The sequence below is a fragment of the Flavobacterium sp. ALD4 genome (assembly GCF_002836475.1).
In the GTDB taxonomy this organism is placed as follows: domain Bacteria; phylum Bacteroidota; class Bacteroidia; order Flavobacteriales; family Flavobacteriaceae; genus Flavobacterium.
In genome coordinates this window covers 796,821-814,215 of the sequence record NZ_PJBJ01000030.1, presented here as the reverse complement: position 1 = coordinate 814,215, position 17,395 = coordinate 796,821, and the positions used below count along the sequence as shown (strand labels likewise).

Sequence of the window (17,395 nt, the reverse complement as noted above, 5' to 3'; positions counted from 1 at the left end):
AAAATCCAGAATTAGCTTTTATCTACTGAATCTCCGTGAAATACTGATTTCACTATGGCTTAAAAACAAAAAAGACCTTACATTGCTGTAAAGTCTTTTTAATAAAAGCTCCCTCTCTTGGGCTCGAACCAAGGACCCTCTGATTAACAGTCAGATGCTCTAACCAACTGAGCTAAGAAGGAAACTGAGCAATAAATTGTAACGTTTGTTACAGTTGTAAAGCGGTGCAAAGATAGGCTATCATTTGATTTGTGCAAACAAAAATTAAACTTTTTTTAATTTTTTTTATTTCCCTACAATTGCCTTGTAAATATCGTTTCCGTTGGCAAATAATAACAGTGATATAAGTAATACGAAACCAACCATTTGTGCATTTTCAAGGAACTTGTCGCTTGGTTTTTTACCGCTGATAATTTCATATAATAAAAACATGACATGACCTCCATCGAGTGCTGGAATAGGCAATAAGTTCATTACCCCAAGCATAATTGATAATAAAGCCGTGATGTTCCAGAACGTTTCCCAGCTCCATGTACTAGGGAAAATATCAAATATGGCTTTAAAACCACCCACTTGTTTGTAGGCCCCTGTGCTAGGACTGAAAATCATTTTTAGTTGTTTTCCGTATCCTACCACTTGGTTTTTTCCTTTTATAATCCCTACTGGAATAGATTCTAAGAAACCAAATTCTTGTTGGCTTACTTTGTAGTAGCCTAATTTTTCCATGGAAGCAAAACTTAATCCAGCAAGTTTAACTCCTAACACTCCGTCATTGTTAATTGTAACTTGGATTTTTTTCTCTTTTTGATCGCGCAATACCGTTGCAGAAATGGTTTTTCCTTTGTTGTTTTCTAATATAGCTTTTGCCTGATCTATGTATTTTGCAGCTTGACCATTAAGGGTAACTACAACATCTTTGGCTTGTAAATCTTTATTGGTAGACTCGTCAGTAACCGCACCAATCACAAACGGCCTTCTGATGTCCAGTAAGGTTCCTTTTTCAAATTTAGACAATTGATCGATAAAATCAATAGGCATTTTTATGGTTTGCTGGGTTCCGTTTCTTTCGATAAGGATCTCTTTTCCCAAAACAACTTTCATATTGATGTCATTGTCAAACTTCATTATTTTTGTGCCGTCAACAGAAATGATTTTATCACCCGTTTTGAAACCGGCGTTCAGCAATGCCTGATTTTCAATTAATAGACCGTCTTTCATGTCTGCATTGGCAATATAAGTGTCTCCGTAAGCAAACGCCATCCCAATATATATGATGAAGGCTAAAATGAAGTTGACCGTCACCCCACCTAACATGATAATCAAACGTTGGTAAGCTGGCTTAGAGCGAAATTCCCAAGGTTCAGGGGGCAAAGCCATTTGTTCCTTGTCCATACTTTCGTCAATCATCCCTGAAATTTTAACGTATCCGCCCAGAGGCAACCATCCGATACCGTACTCTGTATCTCCAATTTTCTTTTTTAGAAGAGAATATTTAACGTCAAAAAACAAATAGAATTTTTCGACTCTGGTTTTAAATAATTTAGCGGGAATAAAGTGTCCTAATTCGTGAAGTATTATTAATAATGATAAACTCATTAAAAATTGCGAAAGCTTGATAAATATATCCATTTTTTATTTTAAGTTCTTATTTGAATTGCACAAAAGTAGGGTTTTCTATTTTATTTTGAAAGTCTTATAATTACGCTATTTTACAATTGCTTAGTCAACAATTATGCTGTATGGTTTTTTACTTGGCTGGATGTCGCGTAACTTTACGGTATCGCATTTAGAACGATTAAAATTTCAACTCATATTTTATAAAATCATCATTATGTCACCTCTATTATATTCCCCCTTACAGATAAAAAGCCTTACGCTTAAAAACAGAATTGTTATTTCACCGATGTGTCAATATTCAGCTGTCGATGGCTTTGCTAATGATTGGCATTTAGTGCATTTAGGTAGTCGTGCTGCGGGTGGTGCAGGGTTAATAATCCAAGAAGCCACTAGTGTTTCTCCAGAAGGACGCATCTCTCCAGAAGATTTAGGTATTTGGAAAGAGGAGCATATAGAAAAATTAGCTCAAATAAATCAATTTATCGTGAGTCAAAATTCAGTTCCTGGAATTCAATTGGCGCATGCTGGTAGAAAAGCTAGCGCAGCATCTCCATGGAGTGGTGGACGAAAGGTAGCCGCTGATCAAGGAGGTTGGGATTCAGTAGCTCCTAGTGGGATTGCCTATCATGAATCAGAAAAAGCACCTATTGCATTAGATGAAAATGGCATCCATAAAGTGATTGCTGATTTTAAGGCAGCAACTATAAGAGCGGTAAAAGCAGGGTATCAGGTTATGGAAATTCATGCGGCTCACGGGTATTTATTGCATCAGTTTCTTTCTCCTTTATCCAATGTTAGAACGGATGCGTATGGAGGAAGTTTTGAAAACAGAATTCGTCTGACACTTGAGGTGATCGAAGCAGTACAATCGGAATGGCCAATAGAATTGCCGTTGTTTGTCCGTATTTCGGCCACAGACTGGGCAGATGGAGGTTGGAATACAGAAGAATCTGTACAGCTTTCTATAATCTTAAAAGAAAAAGGAGTTGATTTAATCGATGTTTCGTCTGGTGCCTTGGTACCTTATCAAAAGATTCCTGTAGCTCCTAATTACCAAGTGCCATTTGCTGAAAAAATCAAAAAAGAAAGCGGAATCCTAACTGGAGCTGTAGGCCTAATAATTGAAGCCCATCAAGCAGAAGAAATCATTAGCTCTGGAAAAGCAGATTTGGTTTTATTTGCTAGAGAATCTTTGAGAAATCCTTATTTAGCTTTAACTTTTGCTCGAGATTTAAATGAAGATGTCTCTTGGCCAAAACAGTACGAACGCGCTAAAACAAAATAAGCAGAGACGTTCATTAAATTGATGCTGTTTTTAACTCTTAAGTAATCTAGAAAAGTTGAGACTGGTTAGTTTTTTAAACACCGAGACACATAGAATTTACAAGCCTTACAAGGCGCTTCACCTTTTTTTTGACATCGCATAGCTATGTTGCCCGATAGCAAATGCCGAAAACACGAAATAATTTAAGCTTGGCTTTTAAAAGCGCCCGAATGTTTAAATGGATTTATAGGACGTAGATGCTTAAAAGAAAAGTTTATAATAAGTTTGCTTTTTGTTAAAGCGAAGCTTTCTCGGTTTAATCAAAATTAACTCACTTCTTTATGTGGTAAAAAACCTTACCGCTATAAAATAAAAAGTATGCAAAAAATAAAAACAGCCTTGCTATCCTACGGTATGTCCGGAAAAGTATTCCATGCACCATTTCTTGAATTTCACCCTGGATTCGAACTGGTCGGGTCTTGGGAGCGAAGTAAAAAATTGATTCAACAGGATTACCCCAACGTAAAGAGCTATAGCACTTTAGAGGGCGTTTTGGCGTCTGATGCTCAGTTAGTCATCGTGAACACGCCGGTGGGAACCCATTTTGAATATGCCAAAAAAGTGCTGTTGGCGGGAAAACATGTCGTAGTAGAAAAAGCCTTTACCACCACAGTGGCTGAAGCAGAGGAACTGGTTGCCTTGGCCACGGAAAAAGAAGTGAAACTTTCAGTTTTCCAAAATAGGAGATGGGATAGCGATCTTAAAACAGTGCGCCAGGTTCTTTTGGATGGTGTATTGGGTAACATCGTCGAAGCTGAATTCCATTTCGACCGCTACAACCCGCTTTTGAGTCCGAAGCAACATAAAGAAACTGCCAATGCCGGTGCAGGAATCCTAAAAGATTTAGGCCCACATTTAATTGATCAGGCGTTGTATTTATTTGGATTTCCGCAAGCTGTTAATGCTGATATCCGCACGACACGTGAACACTCTTTGGTGGACGACTGGATTGACATTTTACTGTATTACACCAATTTTCGAGTGCGGTTAAAAGCTAGTTTTTTTGTTCGGGAAGCGAATCCGGCTTATACCATTCACGGTAAAAAAGGATCGTTCCTGAAACCACGGGGCGATGTGCAGGAAGACGATTTGAAATTGGGCAAAAAACCGAATCTGGAGAGTTGGGGAACCGAGTCTATCGAAAAAGAAGGGCTCGTACATACCGAAATTGACGGCAAAGTAGTGCAGGGTAAAATACCGACTCTACAGGGGAATTATTACGACTTTTTTGATGGGGTATACGATTCCATTACAAACGACAAAGAAGAACCCGTTACCGGACAAGACGGGCTGAGGGTTATGCAAATTATTGAAGCGGCGATTCAAAGCAGTGCTCAGAAAAAAGTGATTGATTTATAGTCGCTGACCCCCGGGGTTTAATTTGTTTTTGATGAAAACCTTCCTCAGGTCGAGTATCACGCTTTTTAGCGAGATGTATCGAGAATAAGTTCGGGATAAACTGAACGGACGTTGTTGATAACTACATTCGACGAGTTAGTTATTATTCCAGTTTTAAAAAAGTAACTGTTAAGAGATTAAGAAAAATTAAAAGTTTATTCTCAGGTAACCTTAATTCCTTAATGTTTTAAAAATCAGCTTTTTTACCTTCTCCAGAAAAACAGAGGTGCTTTACAGGTAACAATTTGTCTCTAGATAAAATATTTTCTTTATCTCAAACACAGTATTACAAGAGGTCTAACGTGTAAAAAACGATTAAATTAACAATTATTTATATTATTTCATCAAAAATTAACAAAGGCATTGTATTTTAATTACATTTATAACTTGAAAAAAAGAATAGAACTATTCTCTTGGTTTCTAAATACCACTTTTAGAACCGCTTTCAAATTAGTCCTTTTTGGTTTTAAACCAAATTTACCAAAAACACTTTTCTTTTATTGCCGATGCATTATCCTATTTTGGATTTTTTTTATGCCTGGTAGTAAAATCTATCCTATTTTATTTAAAAGATAAAGTCCCCAAATTGGTTGGTGGACTTATTGTGGTGATAAAGAAAATGGATTTATGAAAAAAGCTGGGTTGATGTTTTTTGTTGTTTTACAAATGGGATTTGCTTTCGCACAAAACAAAACGGGAATTTCAGGGACGGTATTGGATGCCAAAACACAGCGGCCTTTAGCTTATGTAGTCGTTTCTGTTCAAAACACGAATGCCATGCAGCTGACCGCCTCCGACGGACAATTTAGTTTTGACGACTTAATTGTGGGTGATCAATTGCTGCTTTTCCACAGTCAAGGCTACAAAGACGCGCTTTTTCCGGTAACAATCCGTATCGGGCAACTACTTGATTTAGGCACGATAATGCTGGAAGAAGATGAAATTTTAGACCAGCAAAGGAGTTTAATCCGACTTTTCGAAAATGAGTTAACTGATGACAATAGCGGTTCAGAGAGTACTTCAGGATTGCTGCAGTCTTCTAAAGATGCGTTTCAACAAGCTGCCGCTTTCAATTGGGGTCAGGTACGTTTCCGGATTCGGGGACTGGACAGTGAAAATGCGATGACTATGATCAATGGGGTTTCCATGAATAAATCTTATGATGGCAGGCCGCAGTGGGGCAATTGGGGTGGACTAAACGATGCCACTCGAAACCAGGAATTTGCTATTGGGACCGCTCCTTCCGATTATACTTTTGGTGGAATATTAGGGACTCAGGAAATCAATACCCGTGCTTCCATTTATAGAACAGGAACAAGAATTACTGTTTCGGCAACCAACACGAATTACAGGGGACGCATGATGGGGACCTTTGCCTCAGGAATGGGTAACAGCGGGTGGGCTTTCGTAGTTTCGGCGGGAAAGCGATATGCAGATGAAGGCTATTTTGAAGGAACGACTTACGATGGGAATTCTCTTTTTTTGAGTGTCGAAAAGAAATTAAACGATAGTCATTCCCTGAATTTTACAGGATTTTATACTCCAAACAGCCGAGGAAAAAATTCGCCAAATAGCGCTGAGGTGACTGAATTGACCAGCGAAACCTACAACTCCTATTGGGGATATCAGGACGGAAAGAAAAGAAATGCTAGAGTAAAAACTATTGAAGAACCAATCTTGATGCTGAATCATTATTTTAAGATTAATGATCACAGTAATCTTAACTCCAGTGTGATGGTTCAGTTCGGCAAAATAGGCAACAGCAACCTGGATTACCAAAATGCCAACAGTCCAGATCCAACTTACTTTAGAAAACTACCCAGTTATTACAGTTCGCTTTACGGAAAAGACGAGGGAGAATATTCAGGAGCTTTTACGCCAGATAATGAAAATGCAGAAAAGAGCCGTCTTCAGTTTTTGGCAAATTCCCAAATTGATTGGAATGCCCTGTATCAGGCCAATCAAAAAGCAATAATAGATTCCAATGGAAATATCACGGGGTATGAAGCAGCCAAAAGTCATTATGTTTTATACGAAGACCGGACGGACGATCAAACGGTGGTGGCTTCTTCTAATTTCAATACGCAACTAAATGAAAATCTTATTATGAATGCGGGAGGGTCGTTGCGGAATTTGAAATCGCATAATTACCAACAGCTTTTGGATCTGTTGGGCGGTGCCTATTTTGAGGATATTGATGGTTTCTATAGCGGTAATCAGGCTCAATCTGATTTGAATAATCCAAACAGACAGGTTGTTGTAGGAGATGCTTATGGATACAATTATAAGTATGCTGCCACTATTTTTGATGCTTTTACTCAGTTTAAATTTTCTTATGACAAAATTGAGTTCTATTTGGCGCAATCTTTCTCCAGTACGAATTATCAAAGAGAGGGCATGTACAAAAACGGAATTTATGAAACAATTTCCTTTGGCAAAAGCGAGAAAGTACCCTTTGAGAATTTTGGTTTTAAAGGCGGTATCCTATTTAAAATTTCAGGCAAGCAATCCTTGAATTTCAACGGGGCGCACCTGTCTAAAGCACCCACAATCCGAAATACGTTCCCGAATGCACGATTGAATAATTCTATTGTGGATGGATTACAAAGTGAAGCTCTAAACAGCCTCGATGCGACCTATGTTTTTCGTTCGCCAAAACTAAAAGCGCGATTGACGGCTTATTATTCGACGATAAAAAATGCCACTAAAACTTCCTTTTTTTATGCGGAAGGTATTTTTGACAATGGCGCCGGATATACGAATACGAATGCTTTTGTAAGTCAAACGCTGACCCATCTGGACCGAAAGAATATTGGTGGGGAATTCAGTTTTGAATACCAAATCACCAGTACGATAAAAGGAAATTTTTCAGCAGGATATGGTAAGTTTACCTATGACAGTAATCCCAATGTGAGTATCAATAACGATGCGGTGGCTACCACAGAAAACACGAACCCGTCATTCGATTTTGGATCGGCGCTTTTAAAAAATTACAGGCAAGCCGGCATGCCACAACAGGCTTACGGATTGGGAATTGACTACCGAGACCCTAAATACTGGTGGATAGGAGCCAATATTAATTTACTGGCAGACAGCTACATTGATGTTTCACCGATAGTAAGAACGGATGGTTTTTATACTAATCCCGCCAGCGGGTTTCCTTTTCCAGAAGCCACGGAAGAACGGGCGAGGGAACTATTGAAGCAGGAAAAATTCGATCCTGTGGTACTGCTTAATCTTATAGGAGGGAAATCATGGCGCATCAAAGGAAAAAATCTAGGGCTTTTTGCGAGCGTCAATAATATACTCGACTCCAACTATAAAACGGGCGGTTACGAACAAGCAAGAAATGCCAATTTCAGACAACTAAATCAGGATGTTTCCAGCGGAACACCCTCTTTTGGTAATAAATATTTTTACGGCTACGGAAGAACGTATTTCGTTAATCTCTACTTCAATTTTTAAATATAAAAAACCCAACTTATGAGATCCACTTTCTATAGTTTCCTTTTTTTGATGGTGTTTGCCACTGGTTTTTTAGGCTGTGCAAACGATGCGGTGGAGATACCAAAACTGCGCTGTACCCAGCCAGATTTTACCGCAAATAAAACGGTAGCGGAAGTCCGTACTAATGCCGGCGCCATCGTTACCCAATACACATATGACGATATAATTGAAGCCTACGTGGTTTCTAGTGATGAAAATGGCAATTTTTTCAAAGCTATTTCTTTGCAGACTATTGGAACGGCGACAGCTCCTGCGGTAGGGTTTAGCGTTCCTGTGGATGCTACCAATACCTATGTTGATTTCAGAGTGGGAAACAAAGTATATGTAAAACTAAAAAACCAGTATACCGATATCAATTATGGAAGTCTTCGTATCGGGGGGATTTATGTCAACTCTTATAATGAAGGTGCCGTGGGGCGACTGTCGCAAAACGACTATAAAAACGTGCTGCACGCTTCCTGTACTACTTTAGGCGAAGATCTTTTGGTTCGGCGCCTTGCGATTCCAGATGTAGTTTCCGATGCCAATATAAACACTTTGGTAGAATTGTCTGATGTTCAGTTTACCGAGGCAGCGCTTAGCCGACACTATTTTGAAGAGACCAATAATGTTGGTGGCGCGACTAACTGGAGCCTGATAGATAAATTTGGGAATCAGGTGCTTTTCAGAACGAGTAGTTATGCTGATTTTGCCCAAAAGATGGTGCCGGCTGGAAACGGAAAGGTGAGAGGGGTTTTGACTAAATTTGGTTCGGATTATCAGTTGCTGGTGCGTTCCGAAAAAGATGTGGTGATGACTGCGCCAAGAACAGTCCCTTTTTTCTCCCAAGATTTCCAAACGGTGGTGGATAAAACCAATTTGAGTCTTCCCGGATGGGCAAATATCGTTCAGAGTGGCACCATCTTCTGGAAAGGAACCGTGTATTCCGGAAATGGGTACGCCGAGTTCAATACCACGGGAGCCAAAGTGCTGTCTAATATCGCTTGGTTGATTTCGCCCAAAATTGATATGGATGCACATACCAATGAAATACTGACTTTTAGAACCGCCCAACATCACCTTGATGTGGATTGGCCTTTGAATTCGCTGGAAGTATTTGTTTCCACTAATTTTGACGGCTTGAATGTCAGTAAGGCGACTTGGACACCGCTCAAGGTGATTTTGCCCAAACAGTCCACGCCTTGGTATCAGTTCGTGGGTTCCGGCGGAGTAGACTTGTCCTCTTACACCGGGAAAATCAACATCGCTTTCAAGTACATCGGTTCCGGAAAAAATCTAGCTTTGGACGGCGCTTTTCAGGTGGATGATGTACAGGTTTTTGGGAAGTAAAATTGGTTATTAGACATATAAAACATATGCGATTTATGTAGCGTGTAATTTTATATATTTGCAGCTCTATAAATCAAATCAAATTATGAAATATATCTTATTATCACTTGTTTCTTTATTATTTGTTTCTTGCATATCAGATACAAAAAAATCATCGAATGTTGATTATACGGCTCAAAATGAAAAAGAAATTGTCGACTATATTGCCGCAAATAAATTGATTGCGCAAAAAAGCAGCACAGGTTTATATTATGTGATTAATAATGCTGGAACTGGAGCTCAACCCACATCATCCTCTAATGTAACTGTAGCCTACAAAGGGTCTTATACTAATGGAAATGTATTTGATAAAAGTAGTGATGATGGTATATCGTTTGGTTTACAACAAGTAATCAAAGGATGGACAGAAGGGATTCCTTATTTCAAAGTTGGCGGTAGCGGTATGCTATTAGTACCGTCTCACTTAGGGTATGGAAGTAATGATAGCCGTGGGATTCCAGGTGGCTCCGTGCTTATCTTTGAGGTTAAATTAATCGCTGTAAATTAAAAAGATTAAAATTTCATTAGCTAGATTTCTAGCTTATAATTGTTCTATAATAAAAGAGGCTGTCTTGATAGACAGCCTCTTTGTATTTTAATTACTTTTTGATTTCAATGATGCTAACGGCATAACCTCCGCCCGGTGCACTCAATTGAGATAATTTTGATTTGTTGGTCACAACCACTTTACGGATGACATAGGCTTGCGGGTTTGTTTTATAATGCGCATCTTTCGCATCGGCATAGATAGTTGCGGTGTATTTTTTTCCTTTCTCCAAGAAGTCAAATTTAATGTTTGACGTACGAGGTGTTTCACCATTAACATTCCCTACAAACCAGTTGCTGGTTCCTTTCGCTTTACGAGCAACAGTAATGTATTGTCCCGGCTCTGCTTCTAGGTATTTACTTTCTGTCCAATCAATAGCCACATCTTTAAAGAATTGGAAAGCATCCAAAAAGCGATTGTAATGCTCCGGTTAATCGGCCGCCATTTGTAACGGGCTGTACATCGTCACATATAAAGCCAATTGGTTTGCGATCGTGCTGTTTACATGCGAATGATTGTCTGGATTCAATTTGCTCAAATCCATTTCAAAAACCCCCGGCGTATAATCCATTGGGCCTCCGATTAATCTGGTAAAAGGTAATAAAGTAACGTGGTTGGGTTTAGAGCCACCAAAGGATTGGTACTCCGTTCCTCTGGCTGATTCGTTCCCTATTAAGTTGGGATACGTTCTGCTTATTCCAGTAGGTCGAACGGCCTCATGCGCATTGATCATAATCTTATATTCGGCTGCCTTTTCTAATGCATATTGATAATGGTTTACTACCCATTGGTTGTAATTACTTTCCCCTTGCGGTAAAATATTCCCGACATAACCACTTTTTACAGCATCATATCCGTTGTCTTTCATGAATTGGTAGGCTTTGTCCATGTAACGCTCGTAGTTGCGAACAGACCCTGAAGTTTCATGGTGCATAATCATTTTTATTCCTTTAGATTTTGCATACGCTTGGATTCCCTTCACGTCAAAGTCGGGGTAAGGAGTTACGAAGTCAAAAACATAGTCTTTAGAATGACCAAACCAGTCTTCCCATCCTTCATTCCATCCTTCTACTAAAACACCTCCAAAACCATGTTCAGCAGCAAAATCAATATATTTCTTGACCTTTTTTGTAGTTGCTCCATGCGTACCATTCGGTTTTGCTTTTGAATAGTCCGTTACGCCAAGTTGAACAGAAGGGTAGTCATTAGTATACGACCAAGAACTTTTACCAGTAATCATTTCCCACCAAACACCAACATATTTGATTGGTTTAATCCAAGTGGTGTCCTCAATTTTACAAGGTTCATTTAAGTTCAATGTCATTTTTGAAGCCAAAATATCTCGGGCATCATCGCTCACCATAATAGTACGCCAAGGAGAAGTATTTGGTGCTTGCATATATCCTTTGTCTCCTATTGCATCAGGAGTTAACCAAGATTCGAAAATCATATTTTTATCATCTAAATTCAAGTGCATACAAGAATAGTTGATTAATGCCGCTTCGTGAAGGTTGATGTACAATCCGTCTGCTGTTTTCATCATTAATGAAGTCTGCACTCCTGTAGTTGAAAACGAAGTTTGGGACACATTGGCTGTTTTTGCTTTTTCGCTTTAGCCTCTAATTTCAGATAATTTAGAAGTCGTAAAATCGTATTCTTGCGTATCGTAGTCTCCAGGAATCCAAAAAGCGGTATGATCACCTGCCATGGCAAATTGGGTTCTTTCTTCTTTGATTACAAAATGAGCAAGGTTCTTCTGGGATGGGAACTCATAACGGAAACCAAGACCCTCGTCAAACAAACGAAAACGAATTATGATTTGTCTGTCTGTTTCTTTTTGGGTTAAAGTAATGGCAAGTTCATTATAATGATTGCGAATTTCGGCTACTTCACCCCAAACCGGTTTCCAGCTTTCGTCAAATGTGGCGGTTTTCGTATCCACTACCGTGAAGTCATTCAGTAATGATTTTTCGTCGTTTTTTAGGGTTAAACCTAATTTACTGGTTTTTATAACTTCTTTGCTCTTGTATTTTAAAGCATAGGTAGGCGTTCCGTCATTTTGTAACGAAAAGTCCATTGTAAAGGCTTCATTCGGTGATTTTAACTGTTGCGCGTGGGCACCACTGAATAAGGCAAGCCAGATAAGGGAAGTGATAATTAAATGTTTCATTTTTTGGAATAAATTAAAGATTACTATTTTTTGGGCGTAGTATGTTTTTTGTTTTTACGTAACTTCGATATAGTAAATATATACCCTTTATGCCTTGAATGTTTTTGTGATTTTAAAAAAGTAGATTCCGTATAGTTTTATTTAGCTTAAGTTCTTAATTAATAAGTAATTAATGTTGTTTTACAATAAAAAAAAGTAGTAAATTTTTAACTTATAAAGGGAACAGTTAGACTATATTGACTGTCAAACGTTGTTGCAAAGCGTAGGTTATGTTACTTTGTGTTCGTTCCTATTTGCATGACATTAGCCTCGAATTCCTCGCGAGGCCCCGCTGCTTTGTTCTTGATTTGGGAACGATAATTATAAACAGTGGATACTGAATAGCGAAGAAAAACAGCTATTTTAGCACTATCTTTAATACCTAAACGGATCAGTGCCACTATTCTTAATTCGGTATTCAGAAGGTCTCCATCTTTGAGCTGGGTCAATTCAGTATCAATAAGCAACCCTTCAAATTCTTTGATAAAGTCAGGAAAGAGTAGTAAAAAGGTTTTGTCAAAATTCGTGTAGAACTCTTTTAGTTCGGCTTCAATAAATTGTTTTGACTTTATGGCGCTGATGAGGTTATTCATTTTACCGGCTGTTGCCATCACATTCAATTTACGGCGATACCCTTCTAATTTACCGATATAATCAGAACATTGATCCATGTATCTGCCAATGTAGATGTCTTTTACAAGGTTGGCTTCCGTTAGCGTGCTGTTCGTTTCTTTTAGTTGTAAATTGCTGGTTTGTATGGCCACATTGAGTTCTAATAATTGTGAGTTTGCTTCGTTCAAGTCTTTTTGCGCCATCTTTAATTTTTTCATCTGCTTGAAAAGCAGGATCAGGACAATTAATAAAATGACGGTCAATAGACTCACACTTCCCAGAAATAGTAGGAGTTGCTTTTGGTTCATTTTATTCTGATGCTGATATGCTTCACTGATGATGGGCATCATTTTGGATATCTCATAAGTTCTTAAACGGGCGTTGCAGAAGAGCGCATCTTCCAAAGAGCGTTGTATGTAGCTGTAAGCCCTGTCGATGTCGCCTTCTTCGTATAATAAAAACGCCAAATTCCGCAGTGAAATATTTTCTTTTTTAGCCAATTTCAAATCGGAAATAGCAGAGATGGCCAACCATCTTTTTTCAGCATCTCGGTCTTTTTTTTGATGATAGGCATGAGAAATGATGTAGGCAAAAACGGCTCTATCCGGATCAGAAAGAGAAATAGTGGGGAAAACGGCAAGAAGCTGCTGTAATGATTGGTTCTCTTGGCCTTTTTCTATTAATAGTTCCGCTTGAAGAATGAGGTGTTGACGGGCCTATTTTGGGAAATATAGCAGCGACGAATCTCGATAGTTTTGTGTTAATGCAGCATATTTTTCTTTTTCATAAACGGAGGTGGCATAATTATACATATAGCCGTACAGAACCCTATTTACAACGTAATAATAACCTTTTAATTCTGGAGAACGATTGCCGGGGTTTTTTGCAAGAATTTCAGTAGCCTCTTTGTACATCCCTAAAGTCCCCATTATGGAGGCTAGATTCAGCGCAGCTTGATCGTTTCTTTTCGGATCGTTCAGACTAATTGCGATCTGCATACTTTTTCGAGCAAAAACCAAGGCGGAATCCGATTTATACACCCGATATTCTTCATATAGTTGATCATAAATCTCCTGTTTTTGAAGGTCGTTCATAGCAGGTTTTACAAGCTGTTTAAGGGAGTCAATTGTATGTTCTTTTTGGTTGGAATAGTATTGGTGATTCTCGATTGTCTGATCTAACTCTCGCAGTAAAGATGCTGAATTATCTTGAGCCAAAAGCAATGTAGGGAAAAGTAGAACAAAGAAGAATGGCAAAAATCGATTCATTAAAAGGGAATTAAGGTCGGGTAAAATTAACTAAAAACACAAAGGAATTAGCGATTCCTTTTGCTAAATAAATTAGTGTTGCATTTGTTAGCCATCAAAGGGAACCGGTGTTTTAAAACTGTTGACGACTGAGCGTAACTGCATTTATTTCTGATACACTAGAAAAAGTATAATTTTTTAAATCTTTCGTTTTTTAGGAAGACATATATTCTGAAAGTAGCCCATAAATCCTTAAATTTGTATCTTACTCAAAGATTATGTTAGAAAAAGAAGTATTAAATTTCGAAAAAACAGCCATTGTTGGGATTGTAACTCAAAATCAAAGTGAAGAGAAGCTCAAAGAATATCTTGACGAATTAGAGTTTCTAACCTTTACAGCAGGTGGACAAGTAGTCAAACGTTTTTCACAAAAAATGGAACGACCAAATCCCAAAACATTTGTAGGGACAGGGAAAATTGAAGAAATACATCAGTATGTAAAAGAGAATGAAATTTCAACATTGATTTTTGATGATGAATTAACTCCTTCGCAGCAAAAAAATATTTCTAAAGTTATAGTGGAATGCAAAATTCTCGACAGGACACATCTTATCCTAGATATATTTGCGCAAAGAGCGGAGACCTCCTATGCCAGAACCCAAGTAGAGTTGGCACAATGCCAATACTTGCTACCTAGGCTTTCCGGAATGTGGACTCACTTGGAACGTCAAAAGGGGGGAATTGGAATGCGTGGACCTGGGGAAACAGAAATTGAAACCGACAGACGTATTGTACGTGATAGAATTTCCTTATTGAAAGATAAAATCAAAGCGATTGACAAGCAAATGGGCACGCAACGTGGTAATCGCGGGGCTATGGTTCGTGTGGCTTTGGTGGGGTATACCAATGTGGGAAAATCAACCTTAATGAATGCCATCGGGAAAAGTGATGTTTTTGTTGAAAACAAGCTTTTTGCTACTTTGGACACCACGGTTAGAAAAGTAGTTATTAAAAACTTGCCTTTCTTGCTTTCTGATACGGTAGGTTTCATTCGAAAATTGCCTACACAGCTAGTTGATTCTTTTAAGAGTACCCTAGATGAGGTTCGTGAGGCTGATTTATTGTTGCATGTAGTTGACATTTCTCATCCTGAATTCGAAGATCATATTGCCTCGGTAAATCAAACGCTAACGGATATCAAAGCAAGTGATAAGCCGGTAATTATGGTTTTTAATAAAATTGATGCTTATTCCCATTTGACGATTGATGAGGATGATTTAATGACTGAAAAAACACCAAGACACTATACCCTTAAAGAATGGAAGTCCACTTGGATGGGTCGAGTAGGAGAGGAAAATGCGTTGTTTATTTCGGCAACAAACAAAGAAAATTTTGAAGAATTAAGAGAACGTCTTTATGAAGTGGTAAGACAAATTCACATTACGCGTTTTCCTTACAATAAGTTTTTATATCCTGATTATAAAGATGCTATAGAGAAAGAAGTAGATGAAGACAATGAGGACGATTAATTAAGCCTTTTTATTATAAAATACAAAATCCCTTTTGAATAATTTTCAAAAGGGATTTTTCTTACGTGATAACCGCTGTAATTTGCTTTTAATTTTAGAAGCCATAATTAGCTCCTATCCCAAATATTTCCCTTACTTGAACTGCTTGAACGGAATTGTCATCATATATGGTTTGCAAAGCGACATTTGCTGTTAGGTATTTGTTGATTCTCATGACCACATTCATCTGGTAATCGATATCGACATTTTGCGGATCATCCAAATAATTAGAATATAAATTCAAACGGTTCTCTATGGAAACGTTCGCCATTATAATGAGTTTGTAGTAACCTGTAACGCTAGCTCCAAATTCAAATCGGGAGCTGTCTCCTTGTAAAACACCAAAGGACGGCCCAAAATCAGTAAAGTGATTATGAACCAATATCAGCTTTGACGTAGCGGGAGAAAAATTCACACTCAGGTTATCACTTTTTTTCCATAGCATACCTGGCCCCAACTGGAAATAGGCCGGTGAGAAAAAATGAGATATTTTTACTATGTTTTTATCATAGCCGGTATCCATCTGACTTTTAAAATTGAAAAACATAGAATAGTACCAGTCGCTATTTGCTTTTTTACCCCAAAGAGAATTCAACTCTAAGCGATCATCTGTTTTGGCTGTTCTATTATCACCTTTAATTTTACTTAACCCGTAAGCAAGAATAAATTTATTATCCCAAACTACGTCTCCTTTTTTATAGTTAAAGTCATAGTTAATGCCAAAATTCCCAGCTATGTTCGATGTTCCACCGCCTAGCCACTGTTTGTTGTAGGCAGATTGGTTAAATAGTAAAGAAAGATTTCCTTTTTTTGTCCAAAGTTTGGTCGTGTCCCTTGGAGTTTCCTGAGCATGTCCAACGAGTACAGCCAAAATAAAAACAATAGAAAGTAGTGACTTTTTCATATCTCGGTGTTTTTAATTCATTCTATTTTTTTGCTTTGTACAACGGAACGGCAGAGCAAGCCTCGCCGTACATTATGCTACGGGCGTAGGGTTGTAAATACTGTGCGGCCAATACATAGGCACGTGTAGGAACCGGCTTTTGCGAACAGCCTTTTATAATAATTGACTTATTAACATATGCGGAAAAGTCAATCTTAGCCAGTAATTCTTCATACAAAGCAGCATTTAAATCATCTATGTTTCCGTCTACTATTTTCTTCGCGAAAGGGGCTAGTTGAATTGTAACTAATATGGAAGCCCATGCCGGAACAATTGCATCGGTGCTGCAATTGACAGCGACAAATTGACCCTGGTACTGAGTCCAATCGTGGTTTTTCAGGTGTTCTCTAAAGTCTTTTTCTTTCAAAAGAAAACCTTCTAGGAGCCATTGTGAAATGTCGACCTGAGATCGAACACCCTTCGGGTAATGATCTTCTAAATCGAATACCTCTAGTTTGCTAGTCGCGACTTTATTAATTATTTCGTCCATTTTTTAAATATTGATTGTTCAGGGTTCAGTTTTTTAGTGATTAGTTATTAACTGAACACCAAAAAACTAAAAACTGAAAACTATTTTAAAGCATTCCTAATTCTAATTTTGCTTCTTCACTCATTAAGTCTTTGCTCCACGGCGGATCAAAAGTAATCTCTACTTCAGCATCTTTTACATGCTCGACTGTTTTTACTTTTTCTTCTACTTCTCGTGGTAAACTTTCTGCAACAGGGCAGTTAGGCGAGGTCAATGTCATCAGAATTTTTACTTCGTAATCGGTATTTACCATTACATCGTAGATTAATCCTAATTCATAAATGTCTACAGGAATTTCAGGGTCGTAAATTGTTTTTAATTTTTTTACGATTGCCTCTCCTAATGCGTTAGTGTCTATTTCTTGTTCCATATCTTATTTTTTTATTTTGATCTAATCCTTGTTAATAATTACCTGCGTATGTTTTTTATCTTTCGTAGAAAATGTTTGTTAACTTAAAGTCGATTATCGATTCATTAGCGATTCCAGAAGATTTATACAGGACATCAATCATGTTATATGAATCGA

12 protein-coding genes, 1 tRNA gene and 1 pseudogene are annotated in these 17,395 nt (G+C 38.1%); 6 read left to right on the top strand and 8 right to left on the bottom strand.

Annotation, left to right across the window (positions count from 1 at the left end):
• Positions 1–108: 108 nt before the first annotated feature.
• Both CXF59_RS12265 and rseP read right to left on the bottom strand, forming a co-directional pair.
• Positions 109–182: transfer RNA gene (locus CXF59_RS12265), tRNA-Asn, on the bottom strand.
• Between the two features lie 103 nt (positions 183–285).
• Positions 286–1,629: an RIP metalloprotease RseP gene (gene rseP, locus CXF59_RS12260; RefSeq protein ID WP_101138043.1), complete on the bottom strand. Its 1,344-nt coding sequence runs from the start codon at positions 1,627–1,629 to the stop codon at positions 286–288.
• Between the two features lie 202 nt (positions 1,630–1,831).
• Between rseP and CXF59_RS12255 the strand changes: the two genes are divergently transcribed.
• From CXF59_RS12255 to CXF59_RS12235, 5 genes are all read left to right on the top strand, one after another.
• Entirely contained in the window at positions 1,832–2,902 is a 1,071-nt protein-coding gene (locus tag CXF59_RS12255) for an NADH:flavin oxidoreductase/NADH oxidase (RefSeq protein ID WP_101138545.1), read from the top strand.
• A gap of 357 nt (positions 2,903–3,259) precedes the next feature.
• Complete coding sequence (locus CXF59_RS12250; RefSeq protein WP_101138042.1) at positions 3,260–4,300, top strand: Gfo/Idh/MocA family oxidoreductase; 1,041 nt, start codon at positions 3,260–3,262, stop codon at positions 4,298–4,300.
• A 666-nt stretch (positions 4,301–4,966) separates the two neighbouring features.
• Complete coding sequence (locus CXF59_RS12245; protein WP_101138041.1) at positions 4,967–7,804, top strand: TonB-dependent receptor; 2,838 nt, start codon at positions 4,967–4,969, stop codon at positions 7,802–7,804.
• A gap of 18 nt (positions 7,805–7,822) precedes the next feature.
• Positions 7,823–9,175, top strand: a complete 1,353-nt coding sequence (locus CXF59_RS12240) for a DUF5689 domain-containing protein (RefSeq protein WP_101138040.1) — start codon at positions 7,823–7,825, stop codon at positions 9,173–9,175.
• A gap of 85 nt (positions 9,176–9,260) precedes the next feature.
• Entirely contained in the window at positions 9,261–9,722 is a 462-nt protein-coding gene (locus tag CXF59_RS12235; RefSeq protein ID WP_101138039.1) for an FKBP-type peptidyl-prolyl cis-trans isomerase, read from the top strand.
• A gap of 91 nt (positions 9,723–9,813) precedes the next feature.
• Here CXF59_RS12235 and CXF59_RS12230 read toward each other — a convergent pair.
• The 3 genes and pseudogenes from CXF59_RS12230 to CXF59_RS12220 form a co-directional block, all read right to left on the bottom strand.
• A pseudogene (locus tag CXF59_RS12230) lies at positions 9,814–11,931 on the bottom strand (glycoside hydrolase family 97 protein).
• Positions 11,932–12,203: 272 nt separating this feature from the next.
• Positions 12,204–13,112: a DUF6377 domain-containing protein gene (locus CXF59_RS12225; protein ID WP_157824577.1), complete on the bottom strand. Its 909-nt coding sequence runs from the start codon at positions 13,110–13,112 to the stop codon at positions 12,204–12,206.
• 186 nt (positions 13,113–13,298) lie between these two features.
• Positions 13,299–13,850, bottom strand: coding sequence for a hypothetical protein (locus tag CXF59_RS12220; protein WP_101138037.1), 552 nt, complete (start codon positions 13,848–13,850; stop codon positions 13,299–13,301).
• Between the two features lie 257 nt (positions 13,851–14,107).
• Here CXF59_RS12220 and hflX point away from each other — a divergent pair, with 257 nt between their 5' ends.
• Positions 14,108–15,358, top strand: coding sequence for a GTPase HflX (gene hflX, locus CXF59_RS12215; protein WP_101138036.1), 1,251 nt, complete (start codon positions 14,108–14,110; stop codon positions 15,356–15,358).
• A gap of 94 nt (positions 15,359–15,452) precedes the next feature.
• Here the strand turns inward: hflX and CXF59_RS12210 are convergent, their stop codons facing one another.
• The 3 genes from CXF59_RS12210 to CXF59_RS12200 form a co-directional block, all read right to left on the bottom strand.
• The gene (locus CXF59_RS12210) at positions 15,453–16,301 is read right to left on the bottom strand and encodes a DUF3078 domain-containing protein (RefSeq protein WP_101138035.1); all 849 of its coding nucleotides are present in this window, start codon (positions 16,299–16,301) and stop codon (positions 15,453–15,455) included.
• Between the two features lie 22 nt (positions 16,302–16,323).
• Positions 16,324–16,830 carry a DUF2480 family protein gene (locus CXF59_RS12205; RefSeq protein ID WP_101138034.1) on the bottom strand — a complete coding sequence of 169 codons (507 nt, stop codon included), beginning with the start codon at positions 16,828–16,830 and terminating at the stop codon, positions 16,324–16,326.
• Between the two features lie 85 nt (positions 16,831–16,915).
• On the bottom strand, positions 16,916–17,239 hold the full coding sequence (locus CXF59_RS12200; protein WP_101138033.1) for an SUF system Fe-S cluster assembly protein: 324 nt from the start codon (positions 17,237–17,239) through the stop codon (positions 16,916–16,918).
• Between the last annotated feature and the right edge of the window lie 156 nt (positions 17,240–17,395).